This window comes from Catenuloplanes indicus (assembly GCF_030813715.1).
Lineage (GTDB): Bacteria > Actinomycetota > Actinomycetes > Mycobacteriales > Micromonosporaceae > Catenuloplanes > Catenuloplanes indicus.
Map to the genome: position 1 here is coordinate 1,954,180 of NZ_JAUSUZ010000001.1, position 19,523 is coordinate 1,973,702.

Below are 19,523 nucleotides of genomic sequence, written 5' to 3' on the forward strand. Positions count from 1 at the left end.
GCCGGCAGCCGGACCGTCAGACGTCTCACCGCAGCCGAAACCGCCGGGTCACAGCCGCTCCGGCGGCCTCAGCCGGCCGGCTCCAGCACCCAGCCGACATTCTTGGCGCCTTCGAAGAACATGATGAGAGTGCGCCCGTCGCACAGGTACCGGCCGTCATCGAGCAGCGGCTTGACGTCGACGACGTCGGCCGTGCGCGTGGCACCGGAGCCGGTGTATTCGCTGAGCGGCACGGCGTCGAACAGCCGGGTCTCGGCGGGAGCGGTGAGATCGACCGTGAGGCGCACCCCGGACCAGTCGACCGGACCGTCCACGAGCCAGGCCCCCGAGACCGGTCCGCTCGGGTCCGCCGCGACGCTCGATGCGGGCGCGGGCCCGGTGGAGGCCGGTGCCGGCAACGGGGTGGGCGTGGGCGGCGTACCGGCCGGTGGGGTCGGGGTGGGCCCGGTGGTCATGATCCCCGTGGCGCGGCCCGTGTAGCGGAACTGCCCGTTCACGGGCGCACCGGCGACCGGAACGCTGAAGACGACCGGTTGCATCCCGGTGAAGTCGGCGACGACCGCACCGTCGTCGGCAACGGACAGCCGGACGTCGCGTCCACCGCTGATGCTTCCGCCGCTCACCGGCCCGTTCCCATGCCAGGCCACGGTGGTGGTGCGCCAGTCTCCGCGTACACAGGTGGCGACCGGTTCCCTCGCCGGCAGCGAGGCGACGCTCCTGGAGGGGGACACTGAGGGTTCGGTCTCGTCACCGGCGCATCCGGCCAGCACGGATCCGAGACAGGCCGCAACCAGTAGAGCCCCGTACCGACGCATGCCGATCTCCTTTCGCTCCGGCCGCGCGCAGGAGGTGCGCCGCGGCACGTGTGAACACCGGCTGTCCGTCGGCTACCCGTCCGGCTCGGGTGGAAACGGAAGCGCGGCACGCGTGCCGAAGCCGTCACGGAAACGACACATGGACATCAGCGAGCCAGAGGCGAACGAGGCCGAGATGGCCTGGCAGACCTATCGGACGGCGTCCCTGGACCCGGCCGTGCATGATGAGCCCGGCTCCACTCCGCTCAGCCAGTTCGTGGCCGATCCGGGCGATCCGATCACGGCGGCCGTCGACGGCGTCGCGCGCGTGAGGCTGTGGAACGGCTGTCACCGCGACTCAAGCACTGGTGATCCGGTCCTACTTCGGCGACCTGGCCCAGACACAGATCGGCACCGTACCGTCCGTGTGCAGGATGCAGGTCTCGCGCCGGCTGGCACAGGCCCTCAGCGAGTTGCGGGAACGGCTCACGGAGGCAACGCTCCCGGATGGTCAGGGACCCACGGCACCGCCGGAGCGAACCATGACCAGTCACGAACGGAACGACCCCCTGAGCGGATCGCATCGCCGACGGCCGGGCACGCCGTTCCAGGCGAAACGTGCTGGACCTGTCATCGGAGCGCGGAGGTTCCGATCCGCGATCGTCATACGGCGAAGGAAGGATAGGCGAAGCACGCGCCGCCGTGCGGATCGATGGTCACCGAGGAAAGGACGAACACGGTACGGCACGCGGTAGGCGGTCCGCCTGGACCACGTCACGGTCGTGCTCACTGCGTTGAAGGGAACGCGTATGCCGGGCAGAATCGAGGACTACGCCGTCATCGGTGATCTGCAGACGGCCGCGCTGGTCGGCCGGGACGGGTCGATCGACTGGCTCTGTCTGCCCCGATTCGACTCACCTGCCTGTTTCGCCGCCCTGCTGCACGACGACTCGGCCGGCCACTGGCGGCTCGGGCCGGCAGGCGGGGGTCCGGCGACCCGCCGCCGCTACCGCCCCGACACCCTGGTCCTGGAGACCGAGTGGGACACCGCGGACGGGTCGGTGCGCGTCACCGACTGCATGCCGCCCCGCGGCGAGGCCGCCGACCTGGTCCGGGTGGTGGAGGGACTCTCCGGCGCCGTACCTGTGCACATGCGGTTGGTGTTGCGTTTCGACTACGGGCACGTCGTGCCGTGGGTGCGCCGGCACGACGGCGACCTCGCCGCCATCGCCGGGCCGGACACCGTCTGGCTGCACACCGACGCGCCGGTCCACGGCCAGGACCACAGTACGGTCGCGGACTTCACCGTCCACGCCGGGCAGAAGGTCTCGTTCGTGCTAACCCACCAGGCATCGCATCTGCCGCGGCCGAAACCGGTCCACGCGGCGCATGCCGTTACCGGCACCGACCGGTTCTGGCGGGACTGGATGAGCCGCTGCACCTACGACGGACGCTGGCCCGAGGCGGTTCGACGGGCGCTGATCACCCTCAAGGCGCTCACCTATGCCCCGACCGGTGGCATTCTGGCGGCCGCGACCACCTCGCTACCTGAGCAGCTCGGCGGGCCACGCAACTGGGACTACCGGTACTGCTGGCTGCGCGACGCCACGTTCACCCTGCAGGCGCTGCTCGGTACCGGTTACCGGGACGAGGCGAAGGCCTGGCGGGAGTGGCTGTTACGCGCCGTCGCCGGCGATCCGGCGAAGTTGCAGATCATGTACGGCCTGGACGGCGCCCGGCGGATCCCCGAACAGGACCTGCCCTGGCTGTCCGGATACGAGAAGTCCGCGCCGGTACGCACCGGCAACGCCGCCGCCGACCAGCTCCAGCTGGACGTGTGGGGCGAGGTCCTGGACGGGCTGCACCTCAGCCGGGAGTCCGGCATCGCCGCCACCGACGCCGCCTGGGACCTCCAGCGGGCACTGCTCGACTTCCTCGAAGGCAACTGGCAACAGCCGGACAACAGCCTCTGGGAGGTCCGCGGGCCACGGCGGCACTTCGTCCACTCCAAGGTCCTGGCCTGGGCCGGTTTCGACCGCGCGGTCGCCGCCGTACGCCGCCACGGCCTCGACGGACCCGCCCGGCGGTGGGCCTCCGTCCGGGACCGGATCCACGCCGAGGTCTGCGCGAAAGGCTACGATCCCGAGCGCAACACCTTCACCCAGTTCTACGGCTCGGCCGGCCTGGACGCCGCGCTGCTGCTTCTTCCCCGCGTCGGCTTCCTGCCCTGGAACGACCCGCGCGTCGTCGGCACCGTCGACGCGATCCGCCGGGAACTGTACGTCGACGGTCTCGTGGTCCGCTACCACCCCCAGCACGACGACAACGTCGACGGCCTGCCCGGCACCGAGGGCGCGTTCCTCGCCTGCAGCTTCTGGCTGGCCGACGCCCTCGACGCGACCGGACGCCGGGATGAGGCGGTCGCGCTCTTCGAGCGGCTACTGGACCTGCGCAACGACGTCGGCCTGCTCGCCGAGGAGTACGACCCGGTCGCCGGACGGCAGCTCGGCAACACACCACAGGCGTTCAGCCTCGTCGGGTTGGTCAACACCGCACGGGAACTCTCCGGCGCGGCGACCCGCACGAGTGCCAGCGCCACCGACCAGCACACCCGCCCCGACTAACCCGTCCGGGACGGTACCCGACGACGAGAAGAACGCGGAGGTACATGACATGGAATGGTGGGTGTGGCTTCTGCTCGCCATAGCGCTGCTCATCCTCGCGGTGGGCGCGATGCTGATGACACAGTCCCGACGGCGGCGCGGTGGCGTCGTGGTCGTGGACGCACGGGCACGGCGAAGGGATCGAACATGACCGGCCTCGTACGCGCCACCGATCTCATCGGCCGGCCGGTGGTGACCCTGTCCGGCGAGAACGTCGCACGGATCAAAGACGTCGTGTTCGCCGCACCGGGCGGTCGCATCCTCGGCTTCACACTCGCCGCCCGAGGAGCCTTCGGCGGGCGTCTGCACCAGGCACTGCCGTGGAGCCGCGTCCGCGGCGCCGGGAACGACGCCGTCATGATCGACGACGGCGTGCTGCCGGACCGTGATGACCTGGTCGCCCGCGCCGAGATCCATGACGGCGAGGTCCTCGGCGACCTTGTGCTCACCGACGCCGGCACCTCGCTCGGCACCGTCACCGACGTGATCGTCGAGTTCGGGACCGAGCCGCAGGTGGCCGGCTACGAGATCCGCACGGGCGACGCGCTGCCACCGGCGGGCCGCACAGTTTTGATCCCGCGGGCCGACACCATGGCGGCCTCGGGCGAGGCGGTGATCGTGCCGTCCGCTGTCACCGAGCACGTCGCGGATGACCTCGCCGGCCTCGGCGCGACCATCACCTCGATCCGCACCAGCCCAGGAGGCCGTCGATGACCCGGTACACCGACATTCACCGCCGCCCCATCGTCGACACCGGCAGCGCCACCACCGTCGCCGAGGTGGATGGCATCGTCATCGACCCGGCGACCGCAACCGTCGCAGCGCTCGGGACGCATGGCCGCCGCGACCACGCCGTCGTGCACTGGCCGGACATCACCGGCGTCGGCGACGCGGTCACGGTGGCCTCCTCCGCCGCGGTCCGGACCGCTGACGGCCGCGCCGCCGAGCTGAGTGGCCCGCAGCACGACCCGCTCCGGAAGCGGCTGCTGACCGAGGCCGGCAACGAGATCGGACGCGTGGTCGACATCGACTTCGACCCGCGGTCCGGCCGGATCGTCGGCCTCATGACCGAGTCGGGGACCGTCGACGGCGAACGCCTGATCGGTTGCGGCTCCTACGCCGTCGTCGTACGCGGCGACGGCTGACCGGCGGCGGACTGCCGGACCCCACCGGCACGGGCCGTGGCGGTCTCGACCGCGTCGGCCATGAGGATGATGACCTCCTCGGCGGCGCCGGCCGGCCCCGGATCGAGGATGGCCGTAGTCGATCCCACCGGACGTCGTCACCGCGGGTCCGGTGGGATCACGGCGCGCTCCGCCGAGACGAACCGTTCGATCTCGGAGATCGGCAGGTCATGGCCGGCAGGGCTGAGGTAACGGCCGGTGTATTCCGCGGCGCCGACCTGTTCGCAGACGGTCCACCGTAGGGGCGCAGGAAGGCGGCCACCTCTGCCGGGTCCAGGCCGAACCGCCAGACGTGCTGCCGGTCGACGAACTGGCGGCGGGCCGGTGCGGCGTCGTAGTCGGCGGCGCCGCCGAGGTAGTCGGCGCGCAGGTAGGTGAAGACGATCCGGCTTCCGGGCGCCGCGGCGCCGAGTGCGGTCAGCGTCCGGCGGACGGCGTCCTCGGTCAGGTACTGGGTCACGGCCTCCCAGACGAACATCGTGGGCTGTCCGGACGCGAGCCCGGCCGCCTCCAGTGTGGTCATCAGGTCTTCGGCGGCGAAGTCGATCGGCACGAGCGTCGTGCCGGCGGTCAGACCGGCCGGCAGGGTGCGCACCCGTCGGCGTTTGACGGCGATATTGGCGGGCAGGTCGAGCTCCCAGGCGCGGCAGCCGGCCGGTGCGACGAGCCGGTAGGGTCTGGTATCCAGTCCGGCGCCGAGCAGGACGTACTGCCGGATGCCGGCGGCGAGCGCGGACCTGATCTGGTCGGTGGCGTACCGCTTACGGCACAGCACCGCGGCCCAGAGGCCGCGCGCCCGGGCGTCGGTGGCGCCGACCAGCATCCGGTAGGCCGGATCCCATCGGCAGGCGCGGGCGATCAGGCGTTGCACGGCGGGCAGCATCCGGAGGGCGAGCGGATCGTCGTACACGCGCCGGCCGGGTGGGCGGAAGTGCGCGGCGGCGGCGATCACCATCGGGCCGTACGCGGTTTGGGGGGCCGGGTCGCGTGTCACCATGGCGGTGCTCCTTCACGGTACGGGGCGAGGTGCGGTCACCCGGTTTCCGACGGGGCGTCGGGCGGGGGCGAAACCACGACGGCCGGGGTTCGACGGCGCCGGCGGGGACGTTCCCACCGGACTGCCGTCGGCCGTACTGCAGTCACTCGTCGTCGCGCGGTGTCACCACGGGTGCGGCGGAGCGGGCGGGGTGGCGGGCGAGCCGCCGCCGGATGCCGGCCAGCCGGCTGCTCCAGGCCGGCATCCGGGCGTCGTCGAAGGTACGGGCGACGAGCACATCGGTGGAGGAGGAGCGCCTCTGATTCGAGAACGGCCCGCCGCTGGTGCGGGATCTCCGTCGATCGGGGCAGCCGTGAACGGCCGCCGGAGGGCGGGATCATGCGCGAGGGCTGGAATTGTCGGGCGGTGGGGGCGTGCCCGTGGCGACCATGCCGCGCAGATCGGCGACCTCGTCCCTGAGGCGGCGGATCTCATCGAGCAGACTGGACACGTCCTGGCGTGTGGCCTGCTCGGCCGCCTCGCCGGCGGCGATGCGGTCGACGATCCAACTGGTCACCGAGCCGGTCACGAACCCGAGGAGACCGATTCCGCCGATCATCATGGCCAGGGCGACCAACCGGCCTTCGGCGGTGGCGGGAGCGAAGTCTCCGTATCCCACGGTGGTGATCGTCACCACGGCCCACCACAGGGCCTCCGGATAGGTCTGAATGGTGCTGTCCGGCTGCCCCCGTTCGGCGTCGAGCACGGCAAGCGCGGCCACCGCCACCAGGAGTACCGTCGTGCCACCGACGTAGACGGCCAGCCGGCCACGGGTCAGGGTCTCGGCGCACTGGTTGAGTACCTTCAGCGCGAAGACCAGCCGCAGTGCCCGCAGCGGCCGTACGACTGGAACGACCAGTACGAGCAGGTCGAACCAGTGCGAACGAAGGTAGCGCCGCCGGTGCGGGGCGAGGACGAGCCGGATCAGATAGTCGGCTCCGAACAACGCCCAGATCACCAGGTTCGCGATCTGGCAGATGTGCTGCCAACGGGGATCCAGGCCGGGCCACAGGATCGGTATGGCGTAGACCGCGATGAACAGCACCGACAGCGTGGTGAGGTGATAGGCGCCGATGCGTTCCCACCGGTCGAGCCGGCGCCCTGCCGACTTCTCCATTCGCGTTTCCGCCTCCGCTCCCCTGCCGCCCGGGCCCGGCGACGACTGCGCGCGCGGCTCCGTCGGCCCCGTGCCGACCGCCGTACGACGCCGAGATGCGCCACCTCATCGTGCACCGACGCTGTCGCGAACAGCGCGCTGTCCCGTGACAGATCCGTGACGCGGGTACGGCGAGGTCACATCGCGAGCCCGGCTATGCATCCCGCTGATGGTGGTCCCGGTTCGCCTGTGCGCGCCGAGGGGTGGGGTGGACGTCGCGCAGCGCGCTGCGGGCACCGGCCTGTTGCCGCGGAATGACGCTGAAGCTGCCGTCGCTCTCCAGCACGACGGCGGCCACCGAGGTCAGATCCCCGATGCCCTGGGCGCGTACGGCCTGAAGGATCTCGCCCTCGGTGATCCGCTGACGGCGTAGCGTGCCGTCGAGCAGCTCGCCGTCGAGCAGCAGCAGGGTCGGATCCGATTTGACCAGTTCTCGCAGCTTACCGGACCGCACCGAGACCCAGCTGACCGCGAACTGCAATCCGACGAGCACCGTGAATGCGACCAGACCCTCCAGCAGCGCCACGTCCCGGGTCAACAGGATCGTGGCAAGAGTTGATCCGAGAGCGACGGTCACCACCAGATCGAAGGCGTTCATCTTCGCCAAGGTGCGTTTGCCGGAGAACCGCAGAACGGTGATCAGAAGCAGGTAGGTCAGGACGCCGACAGCAGCGATACGCCACAGGTCGTAGAAGGTGTCGAAGAACATGCCCGCTGGGTACCCGGTGCCGACGTCGTCACCCTGAGCACCTCGACGGCACTTTCCCGTGGCTGCCCGCCTCGCACAGTCGCCCGCAGGCACCGCGCCGACCCGCACGAACGCCCTGGATGTGATCGGCTCTCGGGTCTCGGACCAGATCTACGCACCGCCCAGGCGAGTCGTTTGCGGGTCCGGGCAGCGGGTAGACGGCTCAATCCGGCGAACCGAACGTGAGAGGAAATCATGTCCGATCGGGCACACACACTGACGAGGCTGAGCGACACCGACAAGGTCGTCGCGAATCCCGACCGCGACATCCGCGGCCGCACGGTCGTCGACCGCAACGGCGACGACCTCGGCAAGATCCATGACCTGCTGATCGACACCGGCGAGGAAAAGATCCGCTTCCTGCGCGTGCAGCACGGCGGCATTCTGGGTATCGGCGCGTCCGAGTCGTTCATCCCGGTGGATGCGGTCCGCGAGGTCACCGAGGACAGGGTTCACGTCGACCTCGCCTCCGAGCAGGTCGCCGGCGCTCCCCGCTACGACCCGGAGCTCATCGATCAGAGCGACTATTACTCCGATATGTACCACTACTACGGATACGCCCCATACTGGACTCCGGGCTACATCTATCCGGCGGGCATGTACCGGATCTGAGAACGCGTCGCGTACGGCGGAGCCGCAGGATGGAGACGGTTGACCGGTGCACTCCCGGGCGGGCGGCGATGACACGCCACCCGCCGCCGCACCTCCACAGACGCGGCAGCATCCGGACCGGCCGGGTGACCGCGGCAACGCCGCTCCTCACGACCGGGTGCGGACCTGGATCAGCCGGTCTCCGGCGGCGAACACGCCGATCCGGTCGAATCGGATCAGAACCTCATCCCGCACCACAGCCAGGACCACGTCGCCGCACTGAGCGGGTGAGAGCCCGACCTCGTGCTCCGCGACCTGCCGATCCACCAGATGCAGACCATGCCCCTGCACGAGCAAATCACCGATCACGTCGCTCGCCGCCGGGCTCTGCGCGGACAATCCCAGCAGCCGGCCGGCCGCATCCGACGACGTGATGACCGTCGTGGCGCCGCTGCGGCGCAGTAACGGCACGTTCTCGGAGGCACGGACCGCCACGGCGATCGGAGCATCGGCGTTCAGTTGCCGCACGCTCAGCGTGACCAGCGCGGCGGTGTCGTCGCGGTCCGCGGCGACGACGACCCTGGCGGCGGAGCCCACCCCGGCCTGCGCCAGGATCATCGAGCGCGTCGCGTCGCCGATGACGGCGGCATGGCCGTCCTCGATCGCCTCCCGCGCGGTGGCCGCCGAGGCGTCGATGACGACGAACCTGTCCCCCGGTGCGGCGCCTTCCCGTAGAGCCTGGATCGCCGCTCGGCCCTTGATGCCGTACCCGACGACCACCGTGTGACCGTGCAACCGGGACCTCCAACGGTTCAGTTTCCACTGCTGGCGGGTGCGTTGGGTCAGCACCTCGAACGTGGTCCCCACCAGCAGCGCCAGGAAGAAGACCCGCAGTGGCATGATGACCACGACGTTGACCAGGCGAGCGGGGTCGGACACCGGCACGATGTCGCCGTAGCCGGTCGTGGACAGGCTGACCCCCGCGTAGTACACCGCGTCGAGCACCGATACGGAGCCGTCGTGCCCATCGCGATAGCCGTCCCGGTCGAGCAGCACCGTCACGCTCATGGCCGCCACGGTCGCCAGCGCCAGCGCCAGACGACGGCCCATCGTCGCCACCGGGCCGATCCGGCTCGGTGGGAGTCGCACGCCGTCCTGGTCCACCCACGCACTCTAGCGCCGGAGCATCCCGGGCCGGGCCTGTCAGGCCTCGACCGAACCGCCGGTGCCCGGCCCTCGGCGCGATGTCGCGCTGATCAGCCGGCGCCGGAACTCCGGTGCGGCGCGGCCGTCCGGCTCCGTCTCACCGCGGCCTCACCAGCGGGCCCCACCACGGACACCGGCGGTGGCCGCCGGATCAGCCGCGCGGCGGGCACGGTCGTCACCACGAACCGCTGGTCCGGCACCGGTCGCGGTCGTCCCGCGGTGACACCCGAGGATCGGCTCGTCCGTGGCCGGTGGGTCGGCGACACCGGTCGGTCACCACAGCGCGAACGGATCCCCGCCGGCGCCCTGTGTGGCGGACGGCAGGTGCCCTCCGCCACCGCGTAGGCGCGCTTCCTCATGGAATGGTCCGAGCGGTCGCGTGGGGGCAGTGTGTCCATCGGCGCGCGACGAATTGACGATTGGGTGACATGTCGGCCGGAAGGCGCTCCGATGACGCCGTACGGCCGGGGCAGGAGTGACAATGGCCGGATGAGGCGGGCAGGGCTGAGAATTCGTGTGATCACCGCCTTCACCACCGGGGCGGTGCTGCTGTCGGCCGCGGTCGCGCTCATCTCTTACCAGTTGATTCGCGACTCGCTGCTGACCGAACGCGAGCGCACCGCGGTCCGCGCCGCGTACTTCGACGCCACCGTGGTCCGCGCCGAGGTGGTGTCCGGGCGCGGCGACATCCTGGAGGTGCTGCGGCTGCTGGACACCGGTGGCAACCGGCGCGCGATCGTGCGCATCGACGGCGACTGGCACGCCCGCAGCGCCGACGGCGGCATCACCGACGCCGTCCCGGCCGCGCTCGTCGCGCAGGTGGAGGGCGGCCGGGCCGGCATGCAACGGGTGCACACCGGCGGCCGGCCGGCCGTGGTGATCGGCATCCCGCTGTCGTCCTCGGCCGGCTTCTACGAGCTGGACTCCCTCGACGAGTTGGACGCCACGCTGCGTATCCTCGCGCTGATTTTGACCACGGTCGCGGTGCTGACCGGCGCCGCAGGCGCGCTGCTCGGCTGGTACAGCACCCGCTACCTGCTCCGGCCGCTGCACACGGTCGCGGGCGCGGCGAAGGACATCGCCGCCGGGCACCTCGACGCCCGGCTCGACGAGGCCGCCGACCCGGATCTGACCGCGCTGACGTCGTCGTTCAACGACATGGTCGACAAGCTGTCCGCGCGGATGGCGCGGGACCGCCGCTTCGCCGCCGACGTCAGCCATGAGCTGCGATCCCCGCTACAGACGCTCGCGGCCACCGCCAGCGTGCTGCGTCGCGGCCGCGATCGGCTCGATGACCGGATGGCCATGGCGGTCGACCTGATGACCGGCGAGGTCGACCGGTTCCAGGCACTCGTCAACGACCTTCTTGAGCTGTCCCGCGACGACCGGCCGGCCGACCGCACCACGGTCGACATCGCCGAGCTGGCCGCGGAGGCGTGCCGGCTCTGCGCCGTGCCGGAGAGCATCGTCACGGTCACCGGCGACGGTTCCTGGCACGTCGACCGGCGCCGGGTCCTACAGATCATGACCAACCTGCTGCACAACGCCGTACGGTACGGCGGGGGCCCGACCGCGCTGCTGCTACAGCACGTCGACGGCCGATACGAGATCGTCGTCGACGACGAGGGCCCTGGTGTCCGGCCCGCCGAGCGCGAGGTCATCTTCGACCGGTTCGTCCGCGGGCGGCCGGCCCATGCCCGCGGCAGCACTGACGGCACCGGGCTCGGCCTGGCGCTGGTCGCCCAGCACGCGGCCGCACATACCGGAACCGCCACGGTCGAGGACTGCCCGGACGGTGGCGCACGGTTCCGGGTCCGGCTTCCGGAGGCCCAGGCATGAACACCCGACGGCTCGCCGTGGCCGTACCGGCCATGCTGTTGACGGCTACCGCCGCCTGCGGCATTCCCGCCGAGGAGGCGCCCCGGGGCATCACCGCGCCCAACGGCCGCTACGACGCCGCCGCGTCCGCGCGGCCGGCCACCGGCGCACCCGGCAGCATCGCCGAGACGGTGTACTTCGTCGCTGACTCCCGGCTGACCGCCATCACCCGCAGCGTCGGCACCTACCCCGACCTCGCCACGCACCTGCAGCACCTGCTCAGCGGACCGACCATCCAGGAGGCCGCCGCGGGACTGTCCAGCGCGCTGACCGGCACCACGACCATCGGCGAGGTTCGCCCCAACGGCGCCGAGGCGATCGTCTCCGTCGGTGACTCGCCGGAGGGCAGCAGCCGCAGCGACGAGGCCCTCGCCTTCGGGCAGATCGTCTGCACGCTCGCCAGCCGCCCCGGTACCGCGGTGGTTTCCTTCACCCGCGACGGCCAGCCACTCGGCGTGCCGCGCGCCGACGGCTCGCTCTCCGAGGGCGCCCTCACCTGCGGCGACTACACCGGCCTGCTGACCGACGGCGGATGACTCCGCCCGTCCGGCGGCACACCGCCCGGCACACGTCGCACCGAGCGGCCCGGTCCCGCGCCACTCGATCGGCGGGCGCACCGGAACACGTCCGCCGGCTCACGGCAGAGCGTCGTCCCAGCCGCCGGGGATCGCCAGCGCGTTGCACACGTCGAGAACGCCCGGGGTCCGCCAGACCTCCGCGCCGATCTGCGCCGCCAGGTCGGCGGTGTCCACGTCACCCTCCAGGATCACGACCCTATTCTGCACGGACACCCTCGCGGGCTGGGTCCGCAGGTGCGCCACCCGCAGCAGCCGGTGGATCGCCATCCGCCGGATGCGCTCATCGGTGGGCGCCGGGTACTCGCCCTCGTACGGCCCGAGGTGATCGTCGTCGTCCGGGTACGGAATGCCCATCCCTCTCCCCACGGCCCGGCACGGTCGCCGCGCCGGCCGATCGATCCAGTTGCCTACCGGCACGGCGCCGACCGTCGCATCACACCAGGACGGTACGGGTGCGGCCGGTGTCGCGACGCGGGTGCGACGCCGGGCGGCCGGCCCAGCTTCCCGGGGCGATCAGCAGCACCGAGGCGACCGGCCAGGGACGCCCGGTACCGGTGCGCGACGGCCGGGTACGGCCACGACCCATGCCCCTCATCGAATGTCTCCCTCCTCGGGCACGCGCCGCCCGGTGACGCTGAAGGTGACGGTCCCGTCGTCCGCGTCGACGCTGGCGTCCAGCGTCCGTCCGTCCAGCGGCGCCGAGATCTCGCGGGCCAGGAAGACCGCCGCGCCGTCCCTCTCGACGATCTCGTCGCCGTCGGCCGGAGCGTCCGTCACCACCACGTCCAGCGAGCCGTCCGTGTTGCCGCGGCTGATCCGCAGCCCGCTCGTCGCCTTGTGGCCGGCGGTGACCTCACGGATGATCGTGGCGGCGTAGTCGGTCAGGACCAACATGTCGGTGGACCTCCAGGTCGGCGGGAAGGTAGCGCCCGGTCACGCCTACTCTGCGCCGCAGGCCTCACGCCGGCCGATCGTTTCCATGTCGATCCCGTGACACTCTGCACGTTGCTGTGATCCGGGGAGCGGCTTTCCGTGCGTGCGCGGGCGGAATCATGTGCCTGGATACACGATCCTGGCGTCGGGCTCCGAGACACGCCGGCGCATTCGCCGATCGACGGGTGCCGGGAACCAGCCTGCGGCGGCTCGGCCAAGAACGTCTTCGATCCGTCATCGGAGCGCGGGGGTTCCGCGCCGCGATCGTCATGGAAGCGAGCAAACGTGGAGAGGTAGGACCGCCGCGAGATCGCGCGGCCGACCGGAAAGGACGAACGATGACCTTCGTGATCGATACTCACCGCATGCCCGAACCGGACGTGGTGATCGCCATCGAGCCGCAGGGCGAGATCGACTCCTCCGACGCCGCCCGCCTGCTCCGCGAGCGGTTCACCATGGTCCTGGTGGCGACACGGCCCGCCCGCATCGTCGTCGACCTCAGCGCCGTGCCCGCCATCTCCGACAGCGGCCTGCTCGCGCTGCGCACCGGATGCGACAGTGCCGCGGCCAACGACGCCAGCGTTGCGCTGGTCGCCGCCGCGCCACAGGTTCGCGACCGGCTGAGCCGGCACGGCCTGGGCAGGCTGCTCGACCGGCCCGGCTCCCGTTAGACCCACTCCAGTCGGCGGCGCGCGCCCCGCGCAGGCGGCCCGCGGCCCCAGGTACGGGCTGTCCAGCGCGGCGGAGTCGCCGCCCGCCGCCTATCGTGACGTGCCGCTCAGGTTCGGCGCTCGATGCGCCCGAGTGAGAGGAAGACGGGATGCTCCTCCTTGCGTGGTTTCTGGCCGTGGCGATCGGACTGCTCGTCGGCGTTCTCGGCCGGCTCGCCACCCGGCGATACCGCACGGTCTCCGGCCGGGTCATGATCGCCGTCTCGGTCGGCGCCGCATTGCTGGGCGCGGGCACGGCCGAGATGAGCGGCAGTAGGGATCTCGGGCGGTTCGTGCTACCCACGCTACTGGCCATGATGGGAGTCGGGTTGACCGTCATGATGACGGCGCGCCCCCGCGCTGACCCGCCCGGCGCGATCCGGACCGGCCCGGGACGAAAGTCATAGGTCCGTCACGTGGATGCAGGAGGTCCGTGACGGTGATCCGGCAACGTGATCCGGGATGAGACGGATAGCGGACCGGTACCGGTTGGACGCGCAGGTGGGACGCGGCGGCATGGCCGTCGTCTGGCGCGGCCACGATCTCGTGCTGCACCGTACGGTCGCGGTCAAGGTGTGGTCGCCGGCATCGGACCCGGAGCCGGACTCCGCGCGACGGATGCGCGACGAGGCCGCCGCGGCGGCCCGGCTGAACCATCCACGGGTCGCCCGGATCTTCGACTACGGCGAGGACGACGCGTGGGGACAGGCGACGCCGTACCTGGTGCTGGAGTTCATCGAGGGCGAAACGCTGTTCAACCGTCTGCGCCGCGGCCCGATGCCGTGGGCGCAGGCCGCCCGGGTCTGCGCCCACGTCGCCGAAGGACTGGCCGCGGCGCACGCCGCCGGGCTCGTCCACCGGGACATCAAACCCGCCAACATCATGCTGACCGCGGACGGCGCGAAGATCATCGACTTCGGTGTCGCGTCCCCCGCGGGCCAGGAGACCCTTGACCCGGCAGGCCGCGTCTGGGGCACCCTCCGCTACCTCGCGCCGGAGCAGATCCACGGCGGACCGGCCGCACCGTCCTGCGACGTGTTCGCACTCGCGGTAACGCTCGGCGAATGCCTGACCGGATCTCGCCCGCGGCGGGAACGTCGCCGCCGGACCGAGCCGTCCACGGCTGCGCCGGTCGTGCGCGGCCTGCCCGCCTCGATCGCGGCGCTGCACCGGCGGTGCGTCGCGGACGATCCGCGGGTGCGGCCCACCGCGGCCGACGTCGCACACGAGCTGCGAACCGCGGTCGCCGCTCGCTCGGACGCGGCCGGCCGGCCTCGTGCGGCACACCCGAGACGCGTCGCGGGTGTGCTGGCCGGCTCCGCCGCGGCCATGGCGGCCGCCATCGTGGCGGCACCGATCGGCGGCCACACTTCCGACGAGGTGCAGGCGGCGGCACTCGACGACGCGCCTTCGACCCCGGCATGCGCAGCCCGGTACGAGACCCGGCGCGGAACCGACGGCACGTTCGCCGCGACGCTGACGTTGACCAACACCGGCCGTACCGCCCTGCGCGCGTGGGAATTGACGTTCGCCGTGCCGCGTGGCCACCGGGTGACCGAGGTGCGGTCCGCGACCGCATGGTCGCAGCACCAGCGGACCGTGCGGGTCGTCCCATCGGACGGTCTGCCAGCGGGTGCCGCGACCGCGGTGGGGCTCGGCGGCCGGTTCGATCCGGCCGCGGCCACACTGCCCAGCGGGTTCGCCGTCGACGGTGTGCCATGCGACGGCGTGCGCGTCGAGGTGCGTCCGCTGGATCCGGGTGCTCAGGTGCCGCCGGTCCACACCACGGAGGACCGGGCGGCTCCCGGACCGTCGTCCGCGCCGGTCGGCGGTCCGTCGCCGGCGGCTTCGCCGGCGACGTCACCGGAGGTCTCACCGCCCCCGTCACCATCCACATCGCCGTCGCCATCCACGCTGGCGCCATCGCCATCCACAGCGCCGTCGTTGCCATCCGCATCGCCGTCGTCGCCATCCGCATCGCCGTCGCCACCCACGCCACAGCCGACGGTGCCCGAGGCATCCGAGTCGGCACCGATGTCGTCCGCTCCCCCGTCACCGGTGGCCGAGCCGATGGTGACCGCGAGCGGGTACCGGTCGCCGGCCGGCTCCAAGGCGGCGACCCGCACGGTGCAGGCAACGGCCTGATCGCCGCGAGGGTAGTCACCCCCGACCACGGCATGCCCTCTGCCGCTACGGCGTATGCGGGGCCGGTGCTCTGGCCTTCGGACCCGGCGATGAGCGACCCCCGCCCGGACGTCGCGCGCTTCGCACGTACCGTGGAGAGAATCTGCGTCCTTCAGGGCGCGGTCACGATCATGAAGTCCGGCCGGATCACGCCAACCCTGGCACCCGCGGTCCGGTCATCCCCGCCGACGGCCGATCCCGGAGGTCGCCCGCCGGTATCCTCCGACACGCGCACCGCCGGGGCGCGCGCGACCCGCGGCATCGCCGGAACGGCCGCTCACACGCTCGGTGCCCGGTGTGGACGACCGGCTCCAGGCCAGCGCGGCCGACCGGTCGGGGAAGCAGGGAAACGCCTCGGTGAGGCGCATGGTGTGCAGCACGGCCAGGACGAACCGCGACGGCGCGGCCAGGCACACCGTCCCGCGGCGACGCCGGCACACCTGGCGCACGCGGACGAGTCCGGACAGTCCGTTCGGGTCCACGGTCGCGACGCCGCCCAGATCCAGGACCACGTGGGCGCAGCGCCCGGCCGGGTCCTCGAGCGCGGCCTGCACGGTGTCCGTCACGTGCCGGTCGAGGGTGCCGGTGACCTCGGCGACGAGCGCCTCCCCGGCGCCCCGGGCGACCACCGCGCCGGGCGGCCCCGACGGCGGCACCTCAGCCGACGGCGGTGCCGAGGTGGCCGGGCAGGCCGGGCAGAGATGACGTCCGGTGGCGAAAGCGGAGCCGGACCAGCCTGCCTCACTGATCACCGGCCAGACCAGCTCTTCCTCCCGTACCAGATGATCCGGCTGGTCCAGCGCGTCGCCGCACGAGTCGCAGATGAGCCGCACCGTTCCGGGAACCCGGCCAGGCACCGCCGTCATCGCGTCTCCACCCTCGTCCCGGGCCTTCCGGACGCGACAGCGGCCGGTTCGGCGGCGCGTTCCACCTCGACGACATCGGTGACGTGGGCGAGGTCAAGAAGGCGGTGGACCCGGCAGGACGGGGCTCGCAGCAACAGCCGGCCGCCGTCATGCCAGAGCCTGCGGTGCGTGGCGAGCAGCAGCTCGACCGCGGATGCGTCGATGGCCGTGCAGTCGGTCAGGTCCAGGACGAGCCGGTGCGGCCGAATCGCGTGCGCACCATCGAGAACGTCCGCGACCGACGCGATCGTGTGCTGGTCGAACCGGTCCCTGATCTCGATCTCGATCAGGGCCGCAACCGGTGCCGTCATCGCCATCGCCGCGCCTTTCTCGTAGCGGAACTGTGCTGTGGTCAAGCCTGCCCACACCGCTTGACGGAAGATTCCCGTGCGCATGTCGGTCCGATGACGTTCCCGCCCCGTGCGGCTCACCGGCGCCGAACCGGCCGTGGGCCGTGTGGTGAGCTATGCCGCAGGACAGCCGCGGCCAGGGCGGTCGTCGCCGACGACCGCACTCCTCACCAGCCGGCCACCACCACGGCGGCCAGCAGCGACCAGAACCCGGTCGCCACCAGGACCGCCGCTATCAGCGCTGGGGGTCCGCAACACGGCCGGCGGCGGGCGATCCCACCGCGACGCCTCCGCGACCAGCCCGGCCACGATCGTGTCGAACCGCTGCCGTTCGAGTCTGACACCGGTGTCCGGCGCGTCGATACGGTTGCACACGTCACGCACCCCGTCGCTGCCCAGGGCGATGCCGCCCGCCACCTCACGGGCCTCAGCGCCCGCACGGCCACTGAGGATGGCGACGCCGTCGCGCACGGAGACCACGATCCGTTCCCTGCGTGTCCGATCGTCCACCAGCAGGTTATGCGCCACCTGGTAGGTCAGCCGCGCGTCGAGACCCGAAATCCTCCGGGGCCCAGGCACTCCCGAGCCTTCACGGTCGTGCGGCAGCGGCGTCGCCATGTCTCACTCCTACGGGTGCCGCGCGTCGTACGGAACGGCGCCGCTGGACGGTCGTGGTAGCCCGTCGCCGGTAAACCGGCACGGAATGTGCCGGGCGTCCGGGCACCCGTGCGCCGGCGCCCGAACCAGTACGCCGCCGCATGGGTGCCCGTCCGGCCCCGGCTGCTCGGGCCGGGCGGCGGAGGTGGCCACCGCACGAGGAGCACTCTTCCGTGCGCGTTTGACGGGCGCTTCCCTGGACGATGACGGACCGATGACGTTCGCCGCCCCGCACCCCGGTCACCCGTGGACCACGACACGCCTCCACGACCGACGGTGCGCTCAGTTCGCCCGGTTCAGCAGAAGGTGACTGGCGAGGACGGCGTTCGCGGTGGCGTCCAGCCGGGCGTCCTCGAGCGCGTCCGCGGCCGGCCGGTCCAGGTACACATTGGCCCGGGGAATGGTGATGTCATTATCGGCGGGCGCCGGGACGATAGACAGCGAGAATTTGTTGTCGGCTATTTTCCGGATACTCAGCCCAGCCCGCGGATACACATCAGTGTTGGTCATTCGCCGCAGGGCCGCAGCGGCGTTGTCGGTCACGTCTATCACGATGCGCCTCCTTAGCTCCATCCCCTACACTCACCGAAATAACCGCAGCGGGCAACCCGATCGGCGCGGGAGTCACGATATCTTCACGCAACCGCGAACATTGTCATACAACCGTCGGAGCACCGTCCCTTTTATGCCTCGACCAGTAATGCATTCCCCACCGATGACTATTCGGAATGGTAGCCCTCGACGTCCTCGGCCGGGGTGGGCGGCAGCGACTGGATGACGATTGTTCAGCGCGATCCGCGGGTCGTGAAATAGCCGGCCGAACAGGGATTCCGTCGCACCGTCACGCGGCGCACCCGCCGTACGGCCGGCTGAGGCGCCACCGCGGGCGACTCGATCGGCATCGAGACGACGGCGGGGCCTCTGCACCGTTCGCGTACACGGCGCCGGGCAGGCCCAGCTATCCGTACCGTTCGTCCGCGGGCGGCCGATGAGGCGCCGTGTGCGGGCGCAGCGCGCGGTAGGCGGCGCCGATGAGTGTGGACTTCTCGCTGCCGTTCGAGCCGAGCACGCCGGCGAACGCGCCGTCGGGCACGTCGACGTCGACACCGTCCAGCACGATGGCGCCGCCGAGCGCGACGGTGAGGGCGGAGGTGCGCCGGTTCATGTCGCTGACCTGCGCAGCAGCAAGAGGAAGAACGGCACACCGATCACCGCGCTGACCGCGTTCAGCGCCCGCCACTGGATCAGCAGCGCGACCGTGCCGGTCACGAGGACGAGCACGGGGATGCCGAGGTTGGTTCAGCGAGCGCCGGCGAGGCTGCCGAGCAGCCAGAACAGCAGGACTGGGCGGCGCGGGCGGCGTCGCCTGCCGCAGCACGAACGAGTGCCCGGCCTGGAACGGATACGCCAGCGCCACCCCGGCGAGCACGAGGCGGCCGGCAGTGAGCCGGCCGCCGGAGTGGGCGAGGACGTAGACGGCGAGCATCGCGGTGAGCGCGCCGGCGAACGCGGCCCCGGCCAGGCCCAGCCCGCCGAGCGTGGTCCCGGTGACGATGACGAGCACCGAGCAGGAACGGGTCCGCGAGCGGGTTGCGGACCACCGCATGCAGGACCGCGCCGACGGGCGCCGGCCCGGCACCGGCGAGCAGCGCGAGGACGGCGCGGGGCGCCCGGTACTCCCAGACGATGCGGTCCTGCACCGCGCCCGCGTCGCCGTGCGTGCCGGGCAGCAGGTGGTCGGCGAGGAGACCGAGCGCGGTCCCGGGCTCGCCGCCCGGTCGCAGGCGCTGAGGCACGCACCGCGGAGGAGAATCGCGCGCCGATTGACGCGGGCCTCTCCCGCAGGACGCCCAGCAGGGTGACGGCTTTGCCCTCGGCGACACCGGTGTCGATGCGGCTCTGGAGGGCCTGATACCGGTGCGCAGCACAGATGATCACCGTTAGTCCCGG

Annotated in this window: 23 protein-coding genes and 1 pseudogene; 9 read left to right on the plus strand and 15 right to left on the minus strand. The window is 71.7% G+C overall.

Annotated features, from left to right (window positions below; genetic code table 11):
• Nucleotides 1-68: 68 nt before the first annotated feature.
• On the minus strand, nucleotides 69-863 hold the full coding sequence (locus tag J2S42_RS08980) for a hypothetical protein (protein WP_307237415.1): 795 nt from the start codon (nucleotides 861-863) through the stop codon (nucleotides 69-71).
• Between the two features lie 740 nt (nucleotides 864-1,603).
• Here J2S42_RS08980 and J2S42_RS08985 point away from each other — a divergent pair.
• The 3 genes from J2S42_RS08985 to J2S42_RS08995 all read left to right on the plus strand — a co-directional run bounded on the left by J2S42_RS08985 (nucleotide 1,604) and on the right by J2S42_RS08995 (nucleotide 4,602).
• On the plus strand, nucleotides 1,604-3,418 hold the full coding sequence (locus tag J2S42_RS08985) for a glycoside hydrolase family 15 protein (RefSeq protein WP_307237418.1): 1,815 nt from the start codon (nucleotides 1,604-1,606) through the stop codon (nucleotides 3,416-3,418).
• 186 nt (nucleotides 3,419-3,604) lie between these two features.
• Nucleotides 3,605-4,171 carry a PRC-barrel domain-containing protein gene (locus tag J2S42_RS08990; protein ID WP_307237421.1) on the plus strand — a complete coding sequence of 189 codons (567 nt, stop codon included), beginning with the start codon at nucleotides 3,605-3,607 and terminating at the stop codon, nucleotides 4,169-4,171.
• A complete protein-coding gene (locus J2S42_RS08995) occupies nucleotides 4,168-4,602 on the plus strand; it encodes a PRC-barrel domain containing protein (RefSeq protein WP_307237425.1) in 435 nt (144 codons plus the stop codon). Before J2S42_RS08990 ends, J2S42_RS08995 begins: the two co-directional genes overlap by 4 nt.
• 157 nt (nucleotides 4,603-4,759) lie before the next feature.
• On the opposite strand, the gene J2S42_RS09000 is transcribed toward J2S42_RS08995, so the two are convergent.
• The 4 genes from J2S42_RS09000 to J2S42_RS09015 form a co-directional block, all read right to left on the minus strand.
• On the minus strand, nucleotides 4,760-5,638 hold the full coding sequence (locus J2S42_RS09000; protein ID WP_307237428.1) for a class I SAM-dependent methyltransferase: 879 nt from the start codon (nucleotides 5,636-5,638) through the stop codon (nucleotides 4,760-4,762).
• A 142-nt stretch (nucleotides 5,639-5,780) separates the two neighbouring features.
• A complete protein-coding gene (locus J2S42_RS09005) occupies nucleotides 5,781-5,915 on the minus strand; it encodes a hypothetical protein (protein WP_307237430.1) in 135 nt (44 codons plus the stop codon).
• A 99-nt stretch (nucleotides 5,916-6,014) separates the two neighbouring features.
• The gene (locus J2S42_RS09010) at nucleotides 6,015-6,794 is read right to left on the minus strand and encodes a potassium channel family protein (protein WP_307237433.1); all 780 of its coding nucleotides are present in this window, start codon (nucleotides 6,792-6,794) and stop codon (nucleotides 6,015-6,017) included.
• A 193-nt stretch (nucleotides 6,795-6,987) separates the two neighbouring features.
• Entirely contained in the window at nucleotides 6,988-7,542 is a 555-nt protein-coding gene (locus J2S42_RS09015) for a DUF421 domain-containing protein (RefSeq protein WP_307237436.1), read from the minus strand.
• Nucleotides 7,543-7,776: 234 nt separating this feature from the next.
• Here J2S42_RS09015 and J2S42_RS09020 point away from each other — a divergent pair, with 234 nt between their 5' ends.
• A complete protein-coding gene (locus J2S42_RS09020; RefSeq protein WP_307237439.1) occupies nucleotides 7,777-8,193 on the plus strand; it encodes a PRC-barrel domain-containing protein in 417 nt (138 codons plus the stop codon).
• 147 nt (nucleotides 8,194-8,340) lie between these two features.
• Here the strand turns inward: J2S42_RS09020 and J2S42_RS09025 are convergent, their stop codons facing one another.
• On the minus strand, nucleotides 8,341-9,336 hold the full coding sequence (locus J2S42_RS09025) for a potassium channel family protein (protein ID WP_307237441.1): 996 nt from the start codon (nucleotides 9,334-9,336) through the stop codon (nucleotides 8,341-8,343).
• A 531-nt stretch (nucleotides 9,337-9,867) separates the two neighbouring features.
• Here J2S42_RS09025 and J2S42_RS09030 point away from each other — a divergent pair.
• Both J2S42_RS09030 and J2S42_RS09035 read left to right on the plus strand, forming a co-directional pair.
• Complete coding sequence (locus tag J2S42_RS09030; protein WP_307237444.1) at nucleotides 9,868-11,217, plus strand: sensor histidine kinase; 1,350 nt, start codon at nucleotides 9,868-9,870, stop codon at nucleotides 11,215-11,217.
• Nucleotides 11,214-11,792: a GerMN domain-containing protein gene (locus J2S42_RS09035; protein ID WP_307237447.1), complete on the plus strand. Its 579-nt coding sequence runs from the start codon at nucleotides 11,214-11,216 to the stop codon at nucleotides 11,790-11,792. Before J2S42_RS09030 ends, J2S42_RS09035 begins: the two co-directional genes overlap by 4 nt.
• A 99-nt stretch (nucleotides 11,793-11,891) precedes the next feature.
• On the opposite strand, the gene J2S42_RS09040 is transcribed toward J2S42_RS09035, so the two are convergent.
• The 3 genes from J2S42_RS09040 to J2S42_RS09050 form a co-directional block, all read right to left on the minus strand.
• Entirely contained in the window at nucleotides 11,892-12,188 is a 297-nt protein-coding gene (locus J2S42_RS09040; RefSeq protein WP_307237450.1) for a BON domain-containing protein, read from the minus strand.
• Nucleotides 12,189-12,267: 79 nt separating this feature from the next.
• Nucleotides 12,268-12,429 carry a hypothetical protein gene (locus J2S42_RS09045; RefSeq protein ID WP_307237453.1) on the minus strand — a complete coding sequence of 54 codons (162 nt, stop codon included), beginning with the start codon at nucleotides 12,427-12,429 and terminating at the stop codon, nucleotides 12,268-12,270.
• Nucleotides 12,426-12,728 carry an iron-sulfur cluster assembly accessory protein gene (locus tag J2S42_RS09050; RefSeq protein WP_307237456.1) on the minus strand — a complete coding sequence of 101 codons (303 nt, stop codon included), beginning with the start codon at nucleotides 12,726-12,728 and terminating at the stop codon, nucleotides 12,426-12,428. Before J2S42_RS09050 ends, J2S42_RS09045 begins: the two co-directional genes overlap by 4 nt.
• A 377-nt stretch (nucleotides 12,729-13,105) precedes the next feature.
• Here J2S42_RS09050 and J2S42_RS09055 point away from each other — a divergent pair, with 377 nt between their 5' ends.
• The 3 genes from J2S42_RS09055 to J2S42_RS09065 all read left to right on the plus strand — a co-directional run bounded on the left by J2S42_RS09055 (nucleotide 13,106) and on the right by J2S42_RS09065 (nucleotide 15,622).
• Nucleotides 13,106-13,438: an STAS domain-containing protein gene (locus J2S42_RS09055; RefSeq protein ID WP_307237459.1), complete on the plus strand. Its 333-nt coding sequence runs from the start codon at nucleotides 13,106-13,108 to the stop codon at nucleotides 13,436-13,438.
• Nucleotides 13,439-13,587: 149 nt separating this feature from the next.
• Nucleotides 13,588-13,884 carry a hypothetical protein gene (locus J2S42_RS09060; protein ID WP_307237461.1) on the plus strand — a complete coding sequence of 99 codons (297 nt, stop codon included), beginning with the start codon at nucleotides 13,588-13,590 and terminating at the stop codon, nucleotides 13,882-13,884.
• Between the two features lie 55 nt (nucleotides 13,885-13,939).
• Entirely contained in the window at nucleotides 13,940-15,622 is a 1,683-nt protein-coding gene (locus J2S42_RS09065; RefSeq protein ID WP_307237464.1) for a serine/threonine-protein kinase, read from the plus strand.
• Between the two features lie 215 nt (nucleotides 15,623-15,837).
• Here J2S42_RS09065 and J2S42_RS09070 read toward each other — a convergent pair whose 3' ends face one another.
• From J2S42_RS09070 to J2S42_RS09095, 6 genes and pseudogenes are all read right to left on the minus strand, one after another.
• Nucleotides 15,838-16,527, minus strand: a complete 690-nt coding sequence (locus J2S42_RS09070) for an STAS domain-containing protein (protein ID WP_307237466.1) — start codon at nucleotides 16,525-16,527, stop codon at nucleotides 15,838-15,840.
• Nucleotides 16,524-16,997 (minus strand): STAS domain-containing protein, encoded by a 474-nt coding sequence (locus J2S42_RS09075; protein WP_307237469.1) that lies wholly within the window; start codon nucleotides 16,995-16,997, stop codon nucleotides 16,524-16,526. Before J2S42_RS09075 ends, J2S42_RS09070 begins: the two co-directional genes overlap by 4 nt.
• A 33-nt stretch (nucleotides 16,998-17,030) precedes the next feature.
• Nucleotides 17,031-17,534 carry a BON domain-containing protein gene (locus J2S42_RS09080; RefSeq protein ID WP_307237472.1) on the minus strand — a complete coding sequence of 168 codons (504 nt, stop codon included), beginning with the start codon at nucleotides 17,532-17,534 and terminating at the stop codon, nucleotides 17,031-17,033.
• 321 nt (nucleotides 17,535-17,855) lie between these two features.
• Entirely contained in the window at nucleotides 17,856-18,116 is a 261-nt protein-coding gene (locus tag J2S42_RS09085; RefSeq protein WP_307237475.1) for a hypothetical protein, read from the minus strand.
• Nucleotides 18,117-18,531: 415 nt separating this feature from the next.
• Nucleotides 18,532-18,738 carry an ATP-binding cassette domain-containing protein gene (locus J2S42_RS09090; protein ID WP_307249317.1) on the minus strand — a complete coding sequence of 69 codons (207 nt, stop codon included), beginning with the start codon at nucleotides 18,736-18,738 and terminating at the stop codon, nucleotides 18,532-18,534.
• 261 nt (nucleotides 18,739-18,999) lie between these two features.
• Nucleotides 19,000-19,501: pseudogene (locus J2S42_RS09095) on the minus strand (iron chelate uptake ABC transporter family permease subunit); the annotation flags it as partial.
• Nucleotides 19,502-19,523 lie beyond the last annotated feature (22 nt).

Coding starts and splice junctions, on each gene's coding strand:
- J2S42_RS09060 (WP_307237461.1), top strand. CDS start 13,588: ATGCTCCTCCTTGCGTGGTTTCTGGCCGTGGCGATCGGACTGCTCGTC.
- J2S42_RS09010 (WP_307237433.1), bottom strand. CDS start 6,794: ATGGAGAAGTCGGCAGGGCGCCGGCTCGACCGGTGGGAACGCATCGGC.
- J2S42_RS08985 (WP_307237418.1), top strand. CDS start 1,604: ATGCCGGGCAGAATCGAGGACTACGCCGTCATCGGTGATCTGCAGACG.
- J2S42_RS09090 (WP_307249317.1), bottom strand. CDS start 18,738: ATGAACCGGCGCACCTCCGCCCTCACCGTCGCGCTCGGCGGCGCCATC.
- J2S42_RS08995 (WP_307237425.1), top strand. CDS start 4,168: ATGACCCGGTACACCGACATTCACCGCCGCCCCATCGTCGACACCGGC.
- J2S42_RS09015 (WP_307237436.1), bottom strand. CDS start 7,542: ATGTTCTTCGACACCTTCTACGACCTGTGGCGTATCGCTGCTGTCGGC.
- J2S42_RS09000 (WP_307237428.1), bottom strand. CDS start 5,638: ATGGTGACACGCGACCCGGCCCCCCAAACCGCGTACGGCCCGATGGTG.
- J2S42_RS09040 (WP_307237450.1), bottom strand. CDS start 12,188: ATGGGCATTCCGTACCCGGACGACGACGATCACCTCGGGCCGTACGAG.
- J2S42_RS09065 (WP_307237464.1), top strand. CDS start 13,940: ATGAGACGGATAGCGGACCGGTACCGGTTGGACGCGCAGGTGGGACGC.
- J2S42_RS09080 (WP_307237472.1), bottom strand. CDS start 17,534: ATGGCGACGCCGCTGCCGCACGACCGTGAAGGCTCGGGAGTGCCTGGG.
- J2S42_RS09030 (WP_307237444.1), top strand. CDS start 9,868: ATGAGGCGGGCAGGGCTGAGAATTCGTGTGATCACCGCCTTCACCACC.
- J2S42_RS09045 (WP_307237453.1), bottom strand. CDS start 12,429: ATGAGGGGCATGGGTCGTGGCCGTACCCGGCCGTCGCGCACCGGTACC.
- J2S42_RS09020 (WP_307237439.1), top strand. CDS start 7,777: ATGTCCGATCGGGCACACACACTGACGAGGCTGAGCGACACCGACAAG.
- J2S42_RS09035 (WP_307237447.1), top strand. CDS start 11,214: ATGAACACCCGACGGCTCGCCGTGGCCGTACCGGCCATGCTGTTGACG.
- J2S42_RS08990 (WP_307237421.1), top strand. CDS start 3,605: ATGACCGGCCTCGTACGCGCCACCGATCTCATCGGCCGGCCGGTGGTG.
- J2S42_RS09055 (WP_307237459.1), top strand. CDS start 13,106: ATGACCTTCGTGATCGATACTCACCGCATGCCCGAACCGGACGTGGTG.
- J2S42_RS09050 (WP_307237456.1), bottom strand. CDS start 12,728: ATGTTGGTCCTGACCGACTACGCCGCCACGATCATCCGTGAGGTCACC.
- J2S42_RS09070 (WP_307237466.1), bottom strand. CDS start 16,527: ATGACGGCGGTGCCTGGCCGGGTTCCCGGAACGGTGCGGCTCATCTGC.